The 20,919-nt window shown below is 41.6% G+C and carries 20 protein-coding genes; 7 read left to right on the top strand and 13 right to left on the bottom strand.

Going from position 1 to position 20,919, the window contains the following annotated elements; all coding sequences use genetic code 11:
* The 7 genes from AT15_RS03240 to AT15_RS03210 all read right to left on the bottom strand — a co-directional run bounded on the left by AT15_RS03240 (position 1) and on the right by AT15_RS03210 (position 7,764).
* Positions 1 to 2,808, bottom strand: a complete 2,808-nt coding sequence (locus AT15_RS03240) for an O-antigen ligase family protein (RefSeq protein ID WP_068346311.1) — start codon at positions 2,806 to 2,808, stop codon at positions 1 to 3.
* A 19-nt stretch (positions 2,809 to 2,827) separates the two neighbouring features.
* Complete coding sequence (locus tag AT15_RS03235) at positions 2,828 to 3,226, bottom strand: secondary thiamine-phosphate synthase enzyme YjbQ (RefSeq protein WP_068346309.1); 399 nt, start codon at positions 3,224 to 3,226, stop codon at positions 2,828 to 2,830.
* A gap of 23 nt (positions 3,227 to 3,249) precedes the next feature.
* Positions 3,250 to 3,525, bottom strand: a complete 276-nt coding sequence (locus AT15_RS03230; RefSeq protein ID WP_068346308.1) for a cell division topological specificity factor MinE — start codon at positions 3,523 to 3,525, stop codon at positions 3,250 to 3,252.
* Between the two features lie 15 nt (positions 3,526 to 3,540).
* Positions 3,541 to 4,356, bottom strand: coding sequence for a septum site-determining protein MinD (gene minD, locus AT15_RS03225; RefSeq protein WP_068346306.1), 816 nt, complete (start codon positions 4,354 to 4,356; stop codon positions 3,541 to 3,543).
* 69 nt (positions 4,357 to 4,425) lie between these two features.
* Positions 4,426 to 5,601, bottom strand: coding sequence for a class I SAM-dependent rRNA methyltransferase (locus AT15_RS03220; RefSeq protein WP_068346304.1), 1,176 nt, complete (start codon positions 5,599 to 5,601; stop codon positions 4,426 to 4,428).
* Between the two features lies 1 nt (position 5,602).
* Entirely contained in the window at positions 5,603 to 6,706 is a 1,104-nt protein-coding gene (locus AT15_RS03215; RefSeq protein WP_068346302.1) for an iron-containing alcohol dehydrogenase family protein, read from the bottom strand.
* A gap of 8 nt (positions 6,707 to 6,714) precedes the next feature.
* Positions 6,715 to 7,764: a polysaccharide pyruvyl transferase family protein gene (locus AT15_RS03210; protein ID WP_068346300.1), complete on the bottom strand. Its 1,050-nt coding sequence runs from the start codon at positions 7,762 to 7,764 to the stop codon at positions 6,715 to 6,717.
* A gap of 621 nt (positions 7,765 to 8,385) precedes the next feature.
* Here AT15_RS03210 and AT15_RS03200 point away from each other — a divergent pair.
* A complete protein-coding gene (locus AT15_RS03200) occupies positions 8,386 to 9,591 on the top strand; it encodes a 2,3-bisphosphoglycerate-independent phosphoglycerate mutase (protein ID WP_068346296.1) in 1,206 nt (401 codons plus the stop codon).
* Between the two features lie 11 nt (positions 9,592 to 9,602).
* Positions 9,603 to 10,994, top strand: coding sequence for a ComEC/Rec2 family competence protein (locus AT15_RS03195; RefSeq protein ID WP_068346294.1), 1,392 nt, complete (start codon positions 9,603 to 9,605; stop codon positions 10,992 to 10,994).
* Here AT15_RS03195 and AT15_RS10080 read toward each other — a convergent pair.
* The 4 genes from AT15_RS10080 to AT15_RS03180 all read right to left on the bottom strand — a co-directional run bounded on the left by AT15_RS10080 (position 10,913) and on the right by AT15_RS03180 (position 14,714).
* The gene (locus tag AT15_RS10080) at positions 10,913 to 11,395 is read right to left on the bottom strand and encodes a Fur family transcriptional regulator (RefSeq protein WP_084251424.1); all 483 of its coding nucleotides are present in this window, start codon (positions 11,393 to 11,395) and stop codon (positions 10,913 to 10,915) included. The genes AT15_RS03195 and AT15_RS10080 overlap by 82 nt on opposite strands.
* A 98-nt stretch (positions 11,396 to 11,493) precedes the next feature.
* The gene (nusA, locus tag AT15_RS03190) at positions 11,494 to 12,522 is read right to left on the bottom strand and encodes a transcription termination factor NusA (protein ID WP_068346293.1); all 1,029 of its coding nucleotides are present in this window, start codon (positions 12,520 to 12,522) and stop codon (positions 11,494 to 11,496) included.
* A 16-nt stretch (positions 12,523 to 12,538) separates the two neighbouring features.
* Positions 12,539 to 13,000, bottom strand: a complete 462-nt coding sequence (locus AT15_RS03185) for a ribosome maturation factor RimP (protein ID WP_084251422.1) — start codon at positions 12,998 to 13,000, stop codon at positions 12,539 to 12,541.
* 322 nt (positions 13,001 to 13,322) lie between these two features.
* Positions 13,323 to 14,714, bottom strand: a complete 1,392-nt coding sequence (locus AT15_RS03180; RefSeq protein ID WP_068346291.1) for a Do family serine endopeptidase — start codon at positions 14,712 to 14,714, stop codon at positions 13,323 to 13,325.
* A gap of 110 nt (positions 14,715 to 14,824) precedes the next feature.
* Between AT15_RS03180 and AT15_RS03175 the strand changes: the two genes are divergently transcribed.
* Both AT15_RS03175 and AT15_RS03170 read left to right on the top strand, forming a co-directional pair.
* The gene (locus AT15_RS03175) at positions 14,825 to 16,102 is read left to right on the top strand and encodes an SLC13 family permease (RefSeq protein WP_068346288.1); all 1,278 of its coding nucleotides are present in this window, start codon (positions 14,825 to 14,827) and stop codon (positions 16,100 to 16,102) included.
* Between the two features lie 4 nt (positions 16,103 to 16,106).
* Entirely contained in the window at positions 16,107 to 16,562 is a 456-nt protein-coding gene (locus AT15_RS03170; RefSeq protein ID WP_068346286.1) for a CBS domain-containing protein, read from the top strand.
* On the opposite strand, the gene AT15_RS03165 is transcribed toward AT15_RS03170, so the two are convergent.
* Both AT15_RS03165 and AT15_RS03160 read right to left on the bottom strand, forming a co-directional pair.
* Positions 16,554 to 17,366, bottom strand: a complete 813-nt coding sequence (locus AT15_RS03165) for a GNAT family N-acetyltransferase (protein ID WP_068346284.1) — start codon at positions 17,364 to 17,366, stop codon at positions 16,554 to 16,556. The genes AT15_RS03170 and AT15_RS03165 overlap by 9 nt on opposite strands.
* On the bottom strand, positions 17,356 to 18,420 hold the full coding sequence (locus AT15_RS03160) for an alanine/ornithine racemase family PLP-dependent enzyme (RefSeq protein ID WP_068346282.1): 1,065 nt from the start codon (positions 18,418 to 18,420) through the stop codon (positions 17,356 to 17,358). Before AT15_RS03160 ends, AT15_RS03165 begins: the two co-directional genes overlap by 11 nt.
* 59 nt (positions 18,421 to 18,479) lie before the next feature.
* Here AT15_RS03160 and AT15_RS03155 point away from each other — a divergent pair, with 59 nt between their 5' ends.
* From AT15_RS03155 to AT15_RS03145, 3 genes are read left to right on the top strand one after another with little or no spacing between them, the layout of a single operon-like run.
* The gene (locus tag AT15_RS03155) at positions 18,480 to 18,881 is read left to right on the top strand and encodes a GIY-YIG nuclease family protein (protein WP_068346280.1); all 402 of its coding nucleotides are present in this window, start codon (positions 18,480 to 18,482) and stop codon (positions 18,879 to 18,881) included.
* Positions 18,878 to 19,666, top strand: a complete 789-nt coding sequence (locus AT15_RS03150) for an SAM hydrolase/SAM-dependent halogenase family protein (protein ID WP_068346278.1) — start codon at positions 18,878 to 18,880, stop codon at positions 19,664 to 19,666. Before AT15_RS03155 ends, AT15_RS03150 begins: the two co-directional genes overlap by 4 nt.
* Before the next feature lie 22 nt (positions 19,667 to 19,688).
* Positions 19,689 to 20,918: a sensor histidine kinase gene (locus AT15_RS03145; protein ID WP_068346277.1), complete on the top strand. Its 1,230-nt coding sequence runs from the start codon at positions 19,689 to 19,691 to the stop codon at positions 20,916 to 20,918.
* Position 20,919: the final 1 nt, after the last annotated feature.

Genomic DNA, 20,919 nt, shown 5'->3' with positions numbered 1-20,919 from the left:
TCAAAAAAATCGGGGGTTATCCCCCGTTTTTTTGCTTTCATATTTCCTGATAAATACTTTCATGCGTTCCAGCGCATTGAGATAACGTTGACGTATGTCGCTGTTTTCATCAAGATGTTTAATTTTTTCATCGTAAAAGCTATCCACCAGCCTTTTATTCCAAAGATAAGCCGGTTCATAAAGCGCCAGGATTTTTGATTTGAGCTCAGAATCGCCTGTCGCATCTGCAAAAGCAATTAATACTTCAAAGCTCATATCCGGTATTCCCCAATGGGTTTCTTTCATTACTTCACAGGCTTTAAGCTCCTTTTGAGCCACTTCTATGCATTTTTCGATAGCCCCGTTGCCATAAATCAACAAGAGTTGCCTCATATAAGTGCTGTAAACATTTTCCCAATCGGGGTTTATATTCCAGCCTCCCGGATTCAGGGCAATCGCTGTGTCGTAAAGATATTCGTATTGCTCTCTGTATTTATCGGGAATACTGGCGATTTTGCTTTTCAAATCCTCGATCGCGTTGCGTGAAGCTGTATAAAGATGTGTTTTCAGTTTGTCCAATTCTTTGAGAACTGAGAATGATTTTGAGAAAGCATTAAAATATTGGTTGGCGACAAATCGGAAAACTTTCGGATCGGGAACTATATGCAAGCCAGCAATTGCCATATCTATTGAATCGAAAATCGATTGAAAACCAAACAGAAGGGATATATCCATATCTTTCAAAATCCTGGTCAACGAAGCTTCTGTCGAATAGCTCTTTATCAATTCAGGCAGTTCCTTTAATGGCAGATGCCTTTTTTCCACCAGAAGAGGTTTTACAAGTGCTCTTGGTTCTTCGAGATTTATGAATTCATTGTAACCATTGGTTCCATTGAAGAAATTGTTCAACTGTTCCATCGGATCGGGAAGGTTAAAGAGCCTTAGGCTTAAATCCTCCACCCATGACCCTGTTGTCATCAGAAGCGCCAGATAAGTCTTTGGCAGTCCTGAATGGTCTTCAAAGGAGAGAGCGGATTTTAAGTTATATAAAGCACTGTAAAAACTGTCATTCCCTTGGTTTTGGGCTTCTGTCAAAGAATCGGCTGCTTTCTTAAGGTTTCTTCTAAGCTCCTGTTCTATGCTTTGAACAGTTTCAAGCCGCTTTTTATTGATAAGCTCAAGGAGGAATGGTTCAGGTGCTTTTGGATAGCTGGATTTGTAAGCGGGTAAATTTGATTCCAGATAAGTGCCTGTCGCAAAGGCGCTGAACTGTCCCTGGAAGTTTTCAAGGTCCAATATATCTGCTTTGATTTTGCCTATCGAGTTTCTTAAATCGGGGATAACAGCACTTGCAGCATCAAATCTCAACTTATCCAGGTATCCCTTTGTGAAATAGGCTTCAAAGAAATAATTTCTCGACATCAATACTGTGCCTGCAAGCGGTATGGATATCATAAGAAGAATAACAAAAGCTCTGGAAAACTTTCCCCGGATAACTATGTTGAAGGACTTAAATCCGCGCAATTCATTGGAAGTAGCAATTCCAAGAGCAAGAACCGCAATCAAAGCGTTTGGCATCAAATGGCTGGGAAAGGAGACAACACTGTGAAGCACAATCACTACCAGGGAAGCTGTTGAGACTAAAAAAAGCATTAATTTCTCTGGTTCCTCTTGAGAAAAGATGTTCTTGAAGAAGAACCAGACAAAGCCCAGCAACGAAAGAACAATCAGTGAAATACCCAAAATTCCTGTTTCCGCAAGAATTTGAATGAATTCGTTATGTGCTCTTATGCTCAAAAGCCCGTTTACATACATATATTTCGGTTCATCAGAAACCACACGGGACATATTCTCTGATGAATAAAATTTATATGTGCCGAAACCAGTTCCCGTAAGTTTTCTACTATTCCACTGCTTGATAGCGGCTTTCCACTGAAGCATCCTGACATCGATCGAAGTCCTGTCTCCGGGTATGTTGCTAATCCTTTCAGTAATTTGAAAGGCGCCTTTTGTAAAGGGTGAATCTGTGGAATAGCCTATGATCAATAGAACTGTTAAAACCACAATAAACACAAGCGCGGAAACATGAAAGGCATTCAGAATTCTAACGCCTTTTAGCCTTGCAAGGGTTATTCCCATTGCTATCAAAACAAGCACACCAAACAGGGCAATATAAACCCCCCGGGTCTGGCCTGCCATTACCACACTCAAAAAGAGAGAAAAGGCTATACTGAATACTATCTTTCTCAACCTGTCGTATTTCCAGAGCTTTCTCTTTGAAGTTGCCAGGAACGCTGTGAAAGGAAGAAGCATGCCCATAAGATCGGTAGTGAAGTTTACATTCCCTATTAGCGATGAAATGTTTCCGCGGCTCATAGCGCCGCTGAACTCATTTCCCCATAAAAGAGATTTTCCCGTATAAAAAGAAGTAAGAGCGTCTATTGCAATTATCATGCCTGAAAACACAAACAATTGCAGCAGCCAGAGTATAAAGGAAATATTTTTTTTTGAAATCATCAGGGAAAAGGATATAAAAACCAGCAAAATAGCTGCAAACCCGAGAGAAGAAAGAATCACTTCTGTAATATCAATAAAGAGGGTTGAGACAACCGCATATATGCCAAAAGCCAATAGCGGAAGAAAATAAACCGGTATAATCAAATTTCTTTTGCTGCGCAAAATATCCGTAGCTTCAAAAATAAATATGATTGACAGCAGTATAGAAGCATAATAGAACTTTGGAAGCCCCATATCCCAGGTCAATCCCTTGGGCGTAAAAAAGAAGCTCCCCGCAACAAGAAGGGAGTAAAGCAGTTTATCCCGTTTCAAAAGCGACCACCCCGCTTTGCTAACCAGGCAAAATCGAAACGAAGAATGTCCTTCTCCTTGGACCATCGAACTCGCAGAAAAATATTCCCTGCCAGGTTCCCAACATAAGCTCTCCACCAACAAGGGGAATCTGAACAGAAGCTCCTATCAATGAAGCCTTTATATGAGCATCCGAATTGCCTTCGAGGTGTTTGTAACCAGCATTTTCCGGCACGATATTGTTTAAATACCCCAACATATCAAGCACAACACTCGGATCAGCGTGCTCATTTATCGTAACAGCTGCGGTTGTATGGGGAACATAAACTATTACCAATCCATCTTGCAGTGAAGTTTCTTTAACGATAGCCTTAACACGGGCGGTAATATCGATAAACTCGATACGCTTTCGAGTATCAATTGGGACTTTTTTGAACACGGTTGACCACTCCCGGGAGCTCTTTAATGAAACACAACGTTTGTTATTATTACAACATAGCCATTGTGCTCTTCAAACTGAACCCGGACATTTTCTTCGTTTACCATAAACCTTTCAGCAACATAGCTCTTTATCTGCTTTACTACGTCCTGCTCAGAATTTTTTAAAACCTCTGCCGGGATAACTTCTCGAACAGGGACGGAGTGCCTGCGACCGGCAACGATGGCTTGCAATCTATCTTTAGCCTCTTTTCTGCTTCCGTGATCCTTTTTCTTTCTTCTGAAGAAACCGAAGAACATGCTCTCAACTCCTTTTCAATTCCGGCTAAAGAGTTTTTTGAAGAATTCTATTATCCCTTTACCGGCTTCGGTTTGAAGGTCTTTCTCCACCGATATGAGCTCGCCTTTTATGCGTAAGGCGATATTATCGAAAACCCTGGCAATGCCATGCCCCTGGTTGCCGTTAAGAACAACAGGAATTCCCTTGTTTGTTGCAACAATTACGTCTTCGCTATCGGGAATTATACCCAGTAGGTCAATGGAAAGGTTTTCCTGTATATCTTCCTTTGTAAGCATATCGCCACGTCTTACCATTTGGGGTTTAAACCTATTGATTATGAGCCTTATATTCTCTTCTGCCATGCCAGCGTTTTCAAGAAGGCCTATCACCCTGTCTGCGTCAGTGATTGCAGGAAGTTCAGGTGTCGTAACAACAATTGCTTTTTCTGCCGACGCGATAGCGTTTCTAAATCCTCTTTCAATACCGGCTGGTGAGTCAATCAATATGTAATCGAACTTGCCGTACAACTCACCGACTATCCTTTTCATATCTTCGGGTGACAACATCTCCTTCGTCGCAATCTGCGATGCCGCCAGCAAAAAAAGCCCCTTCAACTGCTTGTGCCTTACAAGGGCTTCGGAAGCTGTGACTTTTTTGTTAACTACATCAAGGATCGTATGAACAATGCGATTTTCCAGGCCCAATGTGATATCGAGATTCTTCAAGCCAATATCGGCATCAATAAGGCATACCTTTTCACCCTTTGAAGCCAATGCACAACCAATATTCGCGGTGATGGTAGTCTTCCCAACACCACCTTTCCCGGAAGTAACAACATAAACCTTGGCCATAGCTACCTACCTCCAATTGTTTAACACGCTTATCATATGTGAATTATACATCATTTTTACCTGCCAAAATCAAATGTCTGAAATTTTTCTTATATAAAATGCACGGAACTTCAGGTAATTTGTTTCAAATACCGCAGAAGATACCGGATGATCGAAGGGTTGGCTTCCTGAGAAAAGTTGTAAACCTATTTTTTTGCTGTCGTTAAAGGCCCTGTGAATAGAGCCGAGCCATGCATCCTCCCTGATAGCCTGGGTACATGAAGAGGTAGCCAGTAACCCTTCTTTCAAAGCTCTTATTGCCCGTAAGTTCAATTCTTTGTATGCAGCAATGGCTTTTTCTGTGTATTTTGCGTTTTTTACAAGAGCAGGTGGGTCAATAATTATCAGGTCATAATCGCCTGGATTGAGATTTCTGAGAAAATCAAAGGCATTTCCTTTTATGACGCTTATTTTATCTGGCAGGCCGTTAAGTCTCGAAACTTCCTTTGCCACCTCCAATGCCCTTTCGGACTGGTCAAGCAAGGTAGCGTGATGTGCCCCTCCCTTCAAAAGGTGTAAGGCGAAGTTTCCCGTGTAGGAAAATACATCGAGAACTCTTTTTTCGCTTGCAAATCGAGACAAAAACCTGGCGTTGCAACGCTGATCGAGAAAGAAACCAGTCTTTTGCCCCATAAGATCAGCCAGAAATTGAATATCGTTCATTTTGAAGGGAATCAGAGTTGGCCCTGACCCGTAAAGCCATTCGCTTACCTGAGGAATGCCTTCCAATTTCAAAAAAGCGCCTTCTGATTTTTCATATATGCCTTTTGGATTGAATAGCTTTATCAGAGCAGAAAGGATACTTTCTCTGAATAATGACATCCCAAGAGTGCTTATTTGCATTACAAAATAGTTAGAATACCTATCAACTACCAGGCCTGGAAGTCCGTCTGATTCGCCAAAAATAAGGCGATATGCACTCGTTTCAGAGTATTTGCTTCTCAAGGCGAAAGCTTTCTGGATTTTTCTCACAAAGAAGTCTTCGTCGATATTTTCATATTTTCTCGTCAAAAGTCTGATACTTATGGTCGAGCGAGAGTTGTAATACCCCCTGCCAACAAATTGCCCTGAACTGGTGAAGAGATCGACTAAAGAGCCATCCTCGCACTCCGGGAAAGTATCTATTTCGTTATCATAAACCCAGGGATGGCCATTAAAAACCCTTCTTTTAAGTCTGGGCTTCAATATTGCTCTGGGGAAAAGCATTCTATTTTTCCATCTCCTTTAATTTGCTGTAGAGCTTCTCGTAAAAAGACCTGTCTCTGTTACCTGGCGTCCTTATATTATGTGGGGCATTAGCAGCCTTTTCTGCCCATTCGGAAATCTCTTTTTCTTCTATGGATATAGAGATGTTGTTAACGCCAAATTCGTTGAGGAAATTTGATAATTCATTCAAGCTTTCAAAGGGTTCAATGGCCTTTAATACCTGATCTTTTGAGTTTTCTGAAACATGACTGAAAATGTCGACAAGAAATACAGCATTTGCTATGCCATGCCTTATTCCTTTCTTTGAGCTCAAAGGGTAACCCGCAGCATGCACTACTGTGGTCCCTGTATGGGCTATTACAATGCCTGCCAGCATAGACGCATACTGCAATTTTTCACGGTAAAAAAGGTTTTCAGGTTCAGCAACTATACGGGGTAGATATTCCCTGATAAGGGAAGTTGCCTTTATCGAGAAATCTTTTATCATGGGGTTGTTACCGTTGTTGATCAATTCGCCTTCAACTGAATGCGAAAGAGCGTCAAGCGCAGTGCTAACAGTGAGATTCTTCGGCATTGTAAGGGTGTATCTGGGGTCAAGGAACGATAATAGTGGAAAAGCATGTGCATTTGAAAAGCCGCGTTTATTTCCATCATTATCTGTTAAAACTGAATACTGCGTAACTTCTGAACCGGTCCCGGAAGTGGTGGGAATGGCTATCAAAGGAAGAGAATACGCTATCTCTCCAGAATAAAGCTCTTCTACTCCCATTTCGGGATTTGCACCGAGAATTGCTATCGCTTTGGCTGCGTCAATGGGGCTTCCGCCTCCTATGCCTATTACGAAATCACAATTTTCAGCTCGGAGTAGATCGGTGCCCTTTTCAATCGTTCTAAAAGATGGATTTTCCTCGACTTCATCAAATACCGTGAAGACAATATTCTGTCCAATAAGAACTTTGGTTATGTCGTATAAAGCGCCCGATGCTCTCGCAGATCGCCTTCCTGTAACAATAAAGGCCTTTGAGCCGTAATCAACGAAATCAGCTCGCTTTTTAACAACTTCCCTGCCAAAGTGCACCACAGTTGGAATATGAAAAGACCACATAATGTCTATCACCTCTTCCAAAGCAAATTCGAAATTATTTCTTTTGAAAGCAGAACAGTTCTTTCGAGCCTTTGTACATATGCTTTTGAAAGGAAATTATAGTCGAAGGAAGTGCTTCGGGCTATTGCTATATCTATGCTTTCAGTATCTTCAGAAAAACTTGGTGGAATGTACTCGAATGAAGAGAAAAAGCCTTCCATCTTCTCGCTTGATTTCCATATAAAGGGCTTTGCCATCCACATTGCTAGAATAGCACCATGAAGCCTTTCGCTTACAATCAAGCGTGAATGCTGGAATAGTTTTGCTGTCGAGATTTGGCCTTGAGGAGCTGAAATGATGTAAAATCCCATTGAGCGAGCAATACGGCACAATTTTTCATACATTTTTGTTTCTCTGTGGTTTTGAAAAGGTATTATGCTAATCCTTCTAAAGTCCTTTTTTATAAGAACTTTTAGAATTTCATTTGCAGTGTTAAAATGCTTTGGCACCAATATCGCGAGTTTTTTATCTTTTTGAGCTGTTTCTTCACTTTGATCAAGACAATAAGGACCGTAATCAGTGCCTTCAAAGGCTTTTGAAGAATAATCACTGGCAAAGCGAAAGGAAACTGTATCTCTTAAAATGGCGTAACAATTTTCATTTGACAGAATTTCGGATAATTTTTTTGAATGCATACCTTTTTTTAAAGGACCAAATCCTTGCGATAAAAGAAGCAGCCTTTTCCGATACGACAAAGTCTTTCTGGCTACAAAATAATAGTAAAGGAAGCTCCTTGTGCTTGTTTCGTCCTGAAACAGGTTTCCACCGCCAAAAATGGTTAATGAAGAACGTTTAATGGCTTTTTCTAAAATAAAAGGGTTATATCTGGGAATACGAGTAATTCTATACCCAAAAGACCTCTCCGCAATAAGCTGATTTAGCCCCTTTGGAGAAGGTATAAATACTTCGCCTTTGAAACCCGTTTCATCCAGGATTTTGAGCGTAGACAGCAATAATAAGTCATCGCCAAGGTTATTGTAGCCGTAGTAACCCACCAGAACGATATTATTAGAATCCATTAAACCTACCTCCAGGTATTCTGAAACAATTTTAGCATGAGAACCGAGTTTCAAGAAAACGAGAGCAAAGACGAGAAGTCGAGAAATGGTAACCGAGATTTGAGATCCGAGAGCTGCTTTGCAGCGGCTAAGCACGCTGCGCGTGGGTATGACTGGCTACGCCAGTGTTATGAACTCCTTCGGAGTTGCCACGACCAGCTCTGCTGGTGTTTAGAAGTTCTCTCTGTTCTCGGACTCTCGGATCCCGGATTCTCGGCTTTTCAAGCCACGCACAACCCACAACCAACAACCTACAACGAAAAACTGAGTTGCGAGAAAATCGAGAAACAAAAAAATCATTGTACGTTGTGCGTTGTTCGTTGTACGTCAATTATTTTCATCCATTCTTGCTCTCTCCATGTTTTTCTGCCGTCAACTGCGCAGCAGTTCGAGACAACCACGAAGTGGTTCGCAACAACTCCCCAGGAGTTCGTGCTCGTGAGCGTCGCTCCACCATCTGACAGCCTCGCAAACGTCATGCTTTTTGTCACCCTCTCGCCCTCTCGGACTCTCGGCTCTCGTCTTTTCAAGCCACGCACAACCCTATGGTAAAATATATATAAATAAAAGAAAGGAGGAATAATTGTGGACAGGCATGAATTGATAAAAAAATTGGCAGTTAAAAATGAAAGCAAAGTGCTTTTGCTCGTTCTTGATGGAATAGGTGATCTTCCGGTTGATGGGAAAACTCCTTTAATGGCTGCACACACTCCGAATCTGGATGCCCTTGCAAAGAAAGCAGATCTTGGTCAGACGGTACCGGTGCTTCAGGGTATAACGCCTGGAAGCGGCCCAGGACATTTAGGCTTATTTGGTTATGACCCCCTCAAATATCAGATAGGCAGGGGAATACTGGAAGCCCTTGGTGGAGATGTCGAGGTAGGGAAAGATGACCTGGTTGCAAGGGCCAATTTTGCAACGCTTGAAGGCAATGTCATAGTTGATAGAAGAGCCGGGCGTCCAGTAACCGAAGTGAGTTCAAAAGCTGTGGAAAAGCTCGGAGAGAAGATAAAGGAAATCGATGGCGTAAAGATATCTGTATATCCCGGCAAAGAGCATAGGTTTGTCGTGAAATTCACTGCACCATGGCTTGATGAAAGAATTTCAGATGCTGACCCCCAGAAGGAGGGGAAAGAGATCGCCTGGTCTGAAGCCCTTGCACCAGAAGCTGAAAGAACCGCAGAAGTTGTAAATAAATTTTTAAGAGAAGTAAAAGAGGTGCTAAAGGGAGAGCCAAGAATGAATTTTGCTCTTTTGAGGGGTTTTTCAAAGCACCCGGTCCTTCCAACCTTTGACGAAGTATACAAAATGAGAGCCGCAGCGATAGCCACCTATCCAATGTACAGGGGCCTGGCAAAGCTTGTTGGCATGAATGTGGTAAAAACAGGCACAACTATTTCCGATGAAGTCGAAACTCTCAAAAGTATCTGGAGCGATTACGATTTCTTCTTTTTCCACGTAAAGAAAACGGATTCCTATGGAGAAGATGGGAACTTTGAAAAGAAAGTGCACGTCATTGAAGAGTTCGATGGATTATTGCCGGAAATTCTTTCTTTGAATCCCGATGTAGTGGCCGTCACCGGTGACCATTCAACACCGGCGAAAATGAAATCCCATAGCTGGCATCCTGTTCCCTTTATGATAAAATCCGATTTCTCCAGATTTGGATTGAGCGATCAATTCAATGAATATGAGTGTGCAAGGGGAACTCTTGGAAATATAATGGCTCTTGACATTATACCTTTGATGATGGCTCATGCCATGAGACTGGAGAAATACGGCGCATAAAGAGGTTTGCAGTGGATCTTTCTTTGCTCAAGCAAAGCGATTCACCTTTATTCATTTTCTTCGTCTCCATGGCTTTTGGTATAATGTTCTCTATTTTGACTGGCGACCATGAAATTCTCAAAGGGGTCCTGATTTTGGGCCCCTTTTTGGTTTTTTGCTGGATGACAAGAAGATTCTTGCCCGAGGTTCTGCTTTTTTTCTTTTTTGGGTCGCTACTGGTTTTTACAAAGGCTGATTTTGTCAAGCTGGAACCGGGTTCTGTTGTGGAAATAACCGGACAGGTGAAAAAAGTTTATACAGATGATTTCTTCATGGGCAAAGGTAGAGTATTGCTTGGTGGTGAGTGGAGAGAACTACCGTATAAGATAATGGTCAGTACCAATAAAAGTTTTGTTGAGAATGGGAAGCCCGATTCGGGAAAGATTTTTTGGGCGGTTGGAAAAGTTGAAGGGACAACCTTTCAACCGATTTTGAAATCAGAGATATCGGCTTTTGTCCCACCTATTGGAATGGGAAGCTTTGCTGAAAACGTTAGAAATAGTGTGAAAAGCATATTGGCTAAATATGGGGTTACCAATGCACTTGTCTTTTCGACTTTTTTTGGCAATAAAGCCCCATTGGACAACCATTTCAAAGAAGCCTTGAAAAATATCGGAATTTCCCACATATTTGCCGTCTCGGGGTTGCATGTGGGGCTTTTCTACATGATCATAAGTTATTTCATGTCGTTGTTTTTGTTGCCGTATCATGTGAAAGATCTGTTCTCCATATTCCTAACAGCTGCATATGTTGTATGCACAGGTCCTGTAATTTCAGCATCAAGAGCTTTTCTGATGCTTCTTATATATGTGATATTTCGTGCTATTGACTATCCTCAATCTCCGTTAAACATTTTAGGACTTAGTGGTATTATAATGCTGGGTATTGAACCTTTTGATCTTGTCCTGCCTGATTTCCAGTTGAGCTTTTTATCGACTTCAGGAATCCTGCTTTGCGTAATGGCACCACAGAAAAAAAGACCGCCTTTTATTCAGGCGCTTCTCATAGGTGGGGCAGCTCAAGGTGTGACATTGCCTGTTTCTCTTAATCTTTTCGGAAATATAGCACTACTGGCAATTCCCCTTACTTTAGTTGCTGTGGAGTTTTATCTCATTCCCGCGCTTGTAGGGACTTTTGGATTGCTGTTTTTCGATATTATAAAAATAAAGCCCCTCGCATTTATCTTTGCAAAGGGGCTGGAATTTCTTTCAGTGTGCTTTGAAATCGTCGTTGTGAAACTGTCGGAATTTTCTCCTGTGCTGCGATTGGAATCTCCCTATAACTACTTTGCTGCCTTCTTCGTAGCTTTATTGATAGTTTCTTTGCTCTTTTTCTCTTTTGCGCACTCAGAACAAAGCCCGTAGAATTTCAATTGATGGTCGGTTAGTTTGTAACCTGTACTTTCTTCGACTAATTTTTCGAGATCATCTAAAAGGTCAAAGGGGAATTCATCGACACGCCCACATTCAGTACAAATAATGTGGTGGTGATGATGTTGCTCATCTTTGCCAACCAATTCATATCTAATGACACCATCTCTGAAAACTATTCTTCTCAATAATCCAACATCAGAAAGCAGGTCAACGGTTCTATAAACAGTTGCTTTGCTTATTCTAAGACGTCTGTTGAGCACCTTTCTGTATACTTCTTCAGCACTCATGTGCTCGTCTTCTGAATCCAAAAAAATCTTGAGTATTAACTCCCTTTGGGCTGTCATCCTTTGCTTTCTTCTTCTAAGTTCGTTTCTAAGAATATCCTGTTTCACTGTAAACCCTCCCTATTGGATCGCGATCTCTGAATGACAGAAAAATTGTACACTTTTTGATTTACAACAAATGCGTATTATGTTACAATAACACTCCATCACATCAAAGGCTTTATATCAATTTTCCACCCGGTCAGCTTCGCGGCGAGTCTTGCGTTTTGACCGCCTTTGCCAATAGCCAATGACAGTTGCGTTGGCGCAACATATACAGTGGCTTCCTTATTTTCTTCGCTGGAAATTTTCACTTCTATGGCACTCGCAGGGGCAATTGCGTTAGATATAAATTTCGCAGGATCTGCACTCCAGCGAAGGATATCAACCTTTTCAGGCCGGATTTCGCGTAAGATCTCTCCTATGCGCACACCGCTTTCACCGATGCATGCACCTATCGGGTCCACTTTCATATCTTCGGAATCAACTGCCACTTTTGTTCTTACACCTTCTTCGCGGGCTATTGAGACTATTCTAACGTCGCCGTTTTCGATTTCGGGAACCTGCAATTTCAGGAGTTCCTCGATGAAAGACGTCCCGCGCCGGGTGACGAGAATTTTTGGACCTTTGGTGGTTTTCAATACATCAACAACAAATACCTTGATAAATGTGTTGGGTCTCAATTCTTCGCCGGGAATGGCCTCTTTAAGAGGGATTCTGGTATCGATTTTTCCTATTCTGAGATCTGCCCAACCTTCCACTATTCTGAGAATCTCTGCTGTTGTAACAGAACCTTTTAAGTCCGCATAGATACTGTAGAGATTATCTTTCTCCAATTCGCGGATCTTCTGGATCAACACCTGTCGCGCAGTTTGGGCTGCTATTCTCTTGAACTTTTTTATATTCAGTCTCCTCAAAATAAATTCGCCAGCTTTAGCAGTGGGATCAAGTTTCAAAGCTTCGGGAAGAGCGATTTCTTGATGAGGGTCATTCACCTCATTGGTGACAAGAAGCCTTTCATAAACACCAATGTCGCCGGTTAACCGGTCGATTATCACCTGCACATCGCTCTCACCACCAAAATTCTTTTTATAGGCGCTTTGCAAAGCTTTTTCCAGAATTTCTAAAACCTCTTCTTTTCGTATATTTTTTTCCTGTTCAAGTTGTTCAAGGGCTTCAAGAAGATTCAGGTTCAAAGAAACCACCTCCCGCTCAAAACTCAAGCTTTAAATTAGCTCTTTTTATATTTTCGTATGCTACCCCATAGATTTTCCCTGTATCCTTTTCACGGATTGTAACAGTGCTTTCAGAGGCCTGCTCGATAATGCCCACTAGAACTGTTCTATTATCCAGAGGGGATTTTAAAATTAGTTTTGCCAGTTTACCCGTAAAACGCGCATAATCACCTGGGTTTCTCAAATCGCGCTCAACACCCGGGGATTGTACAACAAGCTCATACGAGCCTTCAATTACGTTTTCTTCATCAAGGATACGCCCAAATCGCTCCGAAAACTTTTTGCAATCATCAAGAGAAATACTCGCCTTTTCGTTGTCTATTGTTACAACCAGCTGTTGTTTCCCCCTATACCTTTTTAGATCTAACGCATAAATTTCATATCCTAGTTCAGTTGCAACTTCTTTCGCGAGCCTATTCAAAGGATCCATTAATTTCATGAATACCACCTCAAATTAATAAAAATAGAGGGCTGAAACTGCCCTCCTCTTAGTAAGAGGTTATTCTATATTTATTATATATCTTTGGCTTGACTAAGTCAACACAGAAAGAAGTAAGTATCTCTTTTATGTTTTGAAATAAGATTTCGTTGTGTTATAATTCAACGTGTAAGCCCGTGACAGGGGAAAAGGGGGGGACGCCGCTAACACCTGACGGTGTAGCGGCGCTTTTGTTTATCTACCTTTAAGTAAAGAATCAAGAATTTCAAGCTTTTTTTCTCGTCCTCTCGGATTCTCGGTTCTCGTTCCATTTTTAGGGATATCAATAGTATCTAAAAGAAGCTATGTACCTTATGCCTTCCCTGAGAACGATCATAGCAACATAATCGCCTTTGCTAATATTTGAAATTACTCCTTTGTAATCTTCAAGCGATGTTATTTCCAGCTGTGTGCCGTTTACGCTGATCTTTACAATAATATCGTCTTTGGATATTCCCAATCGCGCAGCATAACTGTTGTCAAGAACATCGCGGACGATGACACCCGAGATTTCCTGTGGAATCGAAAGTTCTTCCCTATCGCCGGGCAAAATGTTATCGACAACAAGGCCGAATTTTTCATCTGTGTATTTCTCCTGAATTTTTTCCCCTTTTGCGTTATCCTGATAGCCTAACTCCACATTGAAAATTATCTTCTGGCCGAACCTATCAACCGTTATTGAAACTTCGGAACCAGCAGGATAATTGTGAACAGCGGCAACCAGTTCTTCAGAGCTGTGAATGTCCAGGCCGTTTATGCTTATTATTACATCCTGTGCTTTGATGCCTGCTTTTTCAGCTGGGGAGTCTTTTATAACATCCGTGACAAGGGCTCCTGTATCTGTTTTCAGTCCAAGGGATTTGGCTGTGCTTTCAGTAACTGTGCTCACGTATACACCGAGATAAGCTTTTTGTATGGGAACGCCTTCAATCATCATTCCCACAAATCTCATAGCCATATTAATAGGGATAGCAAAACCCAGAGTGGAACCGTATTCTGGTGAAACTATTGCTGTGTTTATCCCTATTACCTGGCCGTGAATATTCAACAACGGTCCTCCGGAATTCCCTGGATTTATTGCGGCATCTGTCTGGATGAGGTTTGAGTAGTAGCCGTTTCCATCGGGCTTTGGTATTTGCCTGCCGGTTGCACTTATAACACCAAGGGTAACCGTGTGCTGGAAACCCAATGGATTTCCTATGGCAATTGCCCATTCACCGATTTTGAGTGAATCAGAATCCCCAATTTCCAATACTGGAAGATCTTTTCCATCTGGATCAATCTTGATAACGGCGATATCAAGCTCTTCATCGCCGCCAATGTATTTTGCGTCGTATTTGCTACCATCAAGGAGCGTAACCTTAATTTGATCAGCGTTATGTACCACATGTTCATTTGTTAGTATGTAACCTTCTGCGTCAAAAATAAACCCGGATCCCAAAGCTTCGGCCTTTTTTTCTGCAAAGGGGATTTCACCAAAAAATCTCTTAAAGAAGTCTTCTGTGAAAGGATCAAAGGGACTCACCTTTGCAGTAGTTTCCACATCGATTTTCACCACGGCAGGTGCAGCAGCTTCGATAACTTTTTCCACCGGACTTACATAATCAGGGTTCACAAATGCGAGGCCCAAGGTCACTGCTAAAATAGTGAAAGCAACCACCAGCAATTTCTTCATTCATGACACCTCCCATAATGATATTCATCGATTTTGACGTCGGATATCGATAAGAGGTTCATTTTCAAAGTGATATACTTGAAAATGGTTTGTACATATGGGGTGGTTGGATGGAGCGTATTTTTACTATTACAGTTTTCGTCATAACATATTATTTGATAATCAGGGGGAAGTTAAAAAGGTCGATAGTGGCTTTTTCGGCTGGCATGTTGATAGTCACAGCAAAGATTATTGAAGATTTCAAGACATCAAATGTAGGCACCTACATAGATTTCAACACTATCGGCTTGTTGATTGGCATGATGATCGTAGTTGCAATTTTAAGGGGAACAGGCTTTTTTGAATATGTGGCTATTGGTGTTGTAAAAATCTCCCGCGGAAATTTGAAACTTCTTTTTGGTTCTTTTATTGTTGTAACAGCTTTGTTTTCAGCCTTTTTGGACAACGTGACCACTATTTTGCTCTTTTCTCCCATTTTGCTTCTTATATCTGATTCCCTCGACCTGAATCCAGCTCCCCTGATTTTCTCACTGGTGCTAGCTGCGAACTTTGGCGGGACAGCCACAATGATAGGCGATCCACCAAACATACTGATTGGCTCAGCAAGCGGCGAAGGTTTCTTAAGTTTTATATACCAGTTGTTTCCAATTGTGGCAATTGTGCTTCTTTTGTATGGACTGTTTTTCACCAAGAAATACATTGCAAGGATGGAGGTTCAGCAATCAAAACTAAGGCACCTTATGAACCTTGACATGTCAAAAATCATCACATCTAAAAGGGAATTGATTAAGTCAATCAGCGTTTTTCTGGCCATTATAATTGCCTTTATCTTGCACGAACGACTTGATTATGAGGCCGCAACGGTAGCTCTTGCCGGTGCAGCCGTGGCTATGCTGCTGAGCGGAAAAGATTTTTCCGATTTAGCCAGAGACATAGAGTGGGACACCATCTTTTTTTTCATAGGGCTATTCATGCTTTCCTATGGATTAAAAGCAGTCGGAATTACAGACATGGTATCCAATGTTATAGCAAGAGCTTATACAAATGAAGTGTTGCTTTATACTCTTGTGCTTTGGCTTACCGCTGTTGTTGGGGGCTTTATAGGAGCTGTACCTGTCGTTACTGTCATGATTCCTATAATAAAGACACTTATTACCGTTCACGGAGTTCCATCGGATATCTGGTGGGTCTTATCAATAGGTGCTTGCTTTGGTGGAAGCGCCACCATGACCGGAGCTGCGGCAAATATGGTAGGAACTGCACTGCTTGAAAAGAATATGAATAAAGCTATGGGTTTCCGCGAATATTTAAGATTCGCGCTATTTCCCACCTTTATGAGCCTGATAATGGGAAATATCTATATAATAGTAAGATATGGAGGGCGGTGATACGATGTCTATTAATCTCAGGGTAAAGGATGTTTGCAATAAAATAACAATAGAAGCCCCCGTGGTAAGAGAAAATGATGATCTGAATTATCTGATAACAACTCTTGTTAAAAATCCAATTGCACGAACACTCTATGTAGTAGACAACAGCGGTAAGCTTGTCGGTGTGATTCCAGTTCTATATTTGCTGAAAATCTGTGGCTATGTTAATTATGGAATAATTCAACCTGGCATCTTTTTAGCGAAGAACGTGTTCATTTTAACCGGTAAGAAGGCGAAGGATATCATGCTGGATCCCATTACAGTAACAGAAGAAACGTCTGTATCAGAAGCGATAAAATTAATGCTGCAATTTGAAGTGCAGGAAATCCCCGTTGTAGATGAAAATCAAAACGTTATCGGTGACCTGAATTCCATCGAAATCCTGGCCGCAAGTTTCGATTTCAAGCACTCAGGTTAGCTTTAGTTTTTCAACTTCTCCGCTATAAAGGTATACATCTTCGCTTCTTTCGAAATAGTAAAAGCCATTTTTCAAAAAGGGTTCCAGTGGAGCACCGGCCTTTAGCATCAGGTGCATTTTTTTGTATCCCCTGCTTCTTGCAAAGGATATAGCGCATGCTATCGCTTTATCAGTTACTTTGGATGAGTCTACCCATGAAATTTCCAAAGTTTCTGGAAACTTGATATTTTGTGCAAAAAGCATTCGGCATCCAGAAATGTCAACAAACTCCGCAGCAGGCAGGAGATCCGATGTTATCTTACTTTTTGCCTGAAAGAAGACCCAATCATTTGAAATGAACCCCTCTATATGAAAAGATGCGAAAGAAACTTCACCAATACTCCCTTCTGAAGAGAGAGCGTCAAGTTGAAGGTTCGTATAGGTATCAATCCGATAAAAACCAATCTTTTCATTTATGGTTATAGATTCAACGTTATCAAAATACGTTGAGAATAGCAACTTCTTTATACCAAGGCTCTTTGCGAGCTGGATCATTTTTCTTGCCATTTCTTTTCCGAAGCCTTTCCCCTGAAAATGCTGGGCAACTCTCAACCCTTCAAGCCAACCTGTCTCTTCATCAAAGAGCTTCAATCTTCCAAGGGCAATCAGCTGGCCCTGTTCGCCGTCAAGGCAATAAAAATATCCATTTCTTTCATTTATCCATTTCTCGAAAACCGACGGGATGTAATCCTCGCCGTCCCATATGCCAGAGGTGAGTTCCACAACCTTTTTGAAATCTCCTGTCTCCACTTTTCTAAAGAGCATATATATATTCCTTTCTTATGTAATGGGAAGTCATCGTTCTCAATAATGCCCCGTACGACATTCTGAACGGCAAATATTCTCCAACTTTTAAAGTTTGCGAGACTTCAGTCAAATCTACAATCAAATGATCGCTTGAGGCATGAAGCACTTCTGCTCCCTTAATCAGGGGAGTTAACCCCGATGGGAGGACATCCTGCTCGCCAAGATCGAGAATTGCCCTTAGCCTAATGCCACGATCTTCAAAATGGGGTTTTCGCCCAAAAGCATCCTGACCTATTTCACCCTCAGGGATTGAGGGTTTTCGTTTTAACTCTATGATCTCTCCGTATAGAATAAAGCTATCCTGTCTGGTGCCAGGCACATTGCGATTGTTCGTGACATCTGTTCCACATATAATCGATTCCCCAAGCCTGAATTGGTTTATTCCCTGTGGGACGACCCCCTGCTCTACGAGAGGCAACGAAGCCGTATTCCCGGTGGAGAGGATTTGCAGTTCAACACCTGTCGCTTTTTTGAAGTTTTCCGACAGTTCTTTCAAAAGAATGAATTTCTCCGGAGTTGCCTTTACTCCTCCGTAGCAGCCCAGATTGGTGCCAATACCGATAAGCTCTTTTCCTGCTATCCTGTAAGCTTCAAGAAGCTCCGGAAGAGCCTCCGAGTACCAAACTCCCTCGCGTAAATCTCCTGTGTCAATCATGTATATAAACCCTTTTTCCTCTGCGCGGTTAACATCGATGAAGTTTGCGAGAACCTTTAGGTCTGAAACGAGAAAATAATGCGCAAGACTCAAAGCTTCTTGAACCATTTCGTGTTCCGGGGGGCGTAATAGCATGAATTTTGCGTCAATTCCAGCGCTTTTCAGGCGTTTTATATTCTCGAGCCTTGATTCACCAATTATTTTTATCCCGGATTCGAGTATTTTTTCCGCGACATGAGGGTCACCACATGTTACTTTTGTAACCCCAACTACCTCTATGTTTTTTTCTGCGCATGAATTGCGCAAAAACAAGGCGTTTTGATAAATCCTTTTCGGATAAACCTCAACATATGCCATATCCACACCTCCAAGGAAATTATAACAGCTGGTAGATATTCCTGTCGTATAATTAAAATATGGATAAAGGGAGTTATGTCCTATTAATAAGAGTGGCTAAAGAGGCTGAGGTCAAAACCAGGGGAAGGAGTTTCAATATTCTTCCCGGATATTATTGTTATATAGGTTCTGCTTTCAATTCCCTTTCGGAGAGGGTGAAAAGGCATTTGAAAAAATCCAAAAAGAGATTCTGGCACATAGATTATCTGCTGGATATAGGAGAGGTTCTTTCTGTATTGTTATTACCATCATCTGTTAAAAGTGAAGTGAAGATCTCTTCCTTATTTCAAAAATTCGGAGAGGCTGTCGATGGGTTCGGGGCTTCAGATTGCCAAATATCATCAAATCTGTATAAAATAAGTGAGGAAGACTATTTTAGGGCGATAAAATCTGTGCATGAATATATGGGGGTGTTTGGATGATAGCTTTTCTTTCTGATTGGGGCAGTGAGAGTTATTATGTCGGAGTAGCCAAGGCAGTTATGAAGAAGATAGCACCATCAGTAGAAATTATTGATATAACCCACGGTATAAAACCTTTTAACATCAGAATGGGTGCTTACATACTCCAGAGGGCAACCCCGGATTTTCCAGATGACACTGTCTTCCTCGCAGTAGTGGATCCTGGTGTTGGTTCATCAAGGAAAGCGATAGCAGTTAAGACAAAGTCCGGGAAAATCTTTGTTGGCCCTGATAATGGATTGTTCACCTTCGTATGTGAAAAGTATGGTGTTAGCGAAGTACGCGAATTGAGCAATCTTGAATTGCATTATGGAGCTTCTGATTCTTTTCATGGCAGGGACATTTTCGCCGCTGTCACCGCACATATTGCGAAGGGTATTCATTTTTCCGAAATTGGAGACCTCTTAATGAGCTATGAAGTCCTTAAATTCTGGAAAGCTTATGCTGAAGGAGCAAACCTGATAAAAGGCGAAGCGGCTTTTGTAGATAGGTTTGGTAATATCGAAACAAACATTCCCGGCTCACTTGCAAAAAAACTCTTCGACTATGATGACAAAGTGGTCATTGCGATTGGAAAAAAGAAATTCGAAGGGATTTTTGGAAGGACTTATTACGATGTAAGGCGCGGCTCCCTTTTGATACATGAAGATAGTAGCGGGTATCTGGAAATCGCGGTTAACCAAGGGGATGCCTCTGAAACAATTGGAATACAGGGGGGTGAATCCCTCGCAATTCGAAGGCCTTAAAAAGCTCATTGGAAGACACCAGGTGAAAGTTATCGCTCTGGCAGTTGTTATTTGGCTTTGCTTAAGTATCGCAATTGACGCTTTTGTAGGGACTCTTGTTATAGCTGTTGTTTTCGCAGTCCTGTATTGCGTAAAAATAAAACGCCACGATAATGATGCTGCAAAGCTTCTCAACGCCATCAATGCAGGGAAAAGTCCTGAAAGCATAGAAAAAGCGTTGAAGGATATTTTTGTTGCGCACAAAAACGTCTTGCAGAGAATTGCTCAGGAGAGAGATTTTTACAGGGAACGCTACGAAAATTTCGTGGATCTGGTTAATTCCTTTGAACTTCCCATAGTTCTCGTTGACAGAGAAGGAAATATAAGGTTTTACAACAGGGCTTTTCAGACATTTTTTAACGTCGGAAAGACAATCGGGAACGAAAGGATTTTTGACATATTAAGGAGGAACGGCCTGAAAATCCCTATAAAGAAGGGAAATTACAGAGTCTTTTCCAGAAGACAGAACAGACGTTTTATGGTGGTCGTTGAAGGTAGCGAAAATGATGAATTCTCGATGATCTTCACCGATATCACGGCTCGCTGGAAAACAGAAAGGTTACTTGAAAAAACCATGCGCTATGCTGTTAGCGCTGAGACGGTAGCAGATCTTGCCCATGGCTTAAAACAGCCTTTGGCTAATCTTCAATTAGCATTTGATTTATACCAAAAAACGGGTAAAGAACAGAACTTGCGACGCCTTGAACAAGAATTAAAATCTTTGAAGGAAAAGATATTTGGAGTTTTACAGATATATCATTACGGAGAAGAACCACAAAATGTAGATTTGCCTAAAATCCTGAACAGAGTTATAAGGTATCTCGAACCAATTGCAGAAAACAAGGGGATTAATCTCAGGGTATCGTCAAATGTGCCTAAAGCGGTTGTAACCGTTCAGGAAAGAAGGCTCGAAAATGTTATAAAAAACCTGGTAATAAATGCTCTCGAAGCGATTCCGGAAGCCAATGGCAATGTTGTCCTGAAACTGAAAAAGGGGAGAGAATGGATTACGCTTTTGATCGGCGACAATGGCGTAGGCATGGGTGAAGAGGTACTCAAAAAGGCTGCAAAAGCTTTCTTTACGACAAAAGAAAGCGGAACAGGCCTTGGGTTAACTCTTGCCAAGAGTTTTTGCGAAGATAATGATGTTACACTGAAAATAAGAAGCAAAGAGGGAAAGGGAACAACTGTCAGGCTAACCTTTAAGAGGTGAA

Source organism: Kosmotoga arenicorallina S304 (genome assembly GCF_001636545.1).
In the GTDB taxonomy this organism is placed as follows: Bacteria; Thermotogota; Thermotogae; order Petrotogales; family Kosmotogaceae; genus Kosmotoga_B; species Kosmotoga_B arenicorallina.
This window is presented reverse-complemented; position numbering and strand designations above follow the sequence as displayed.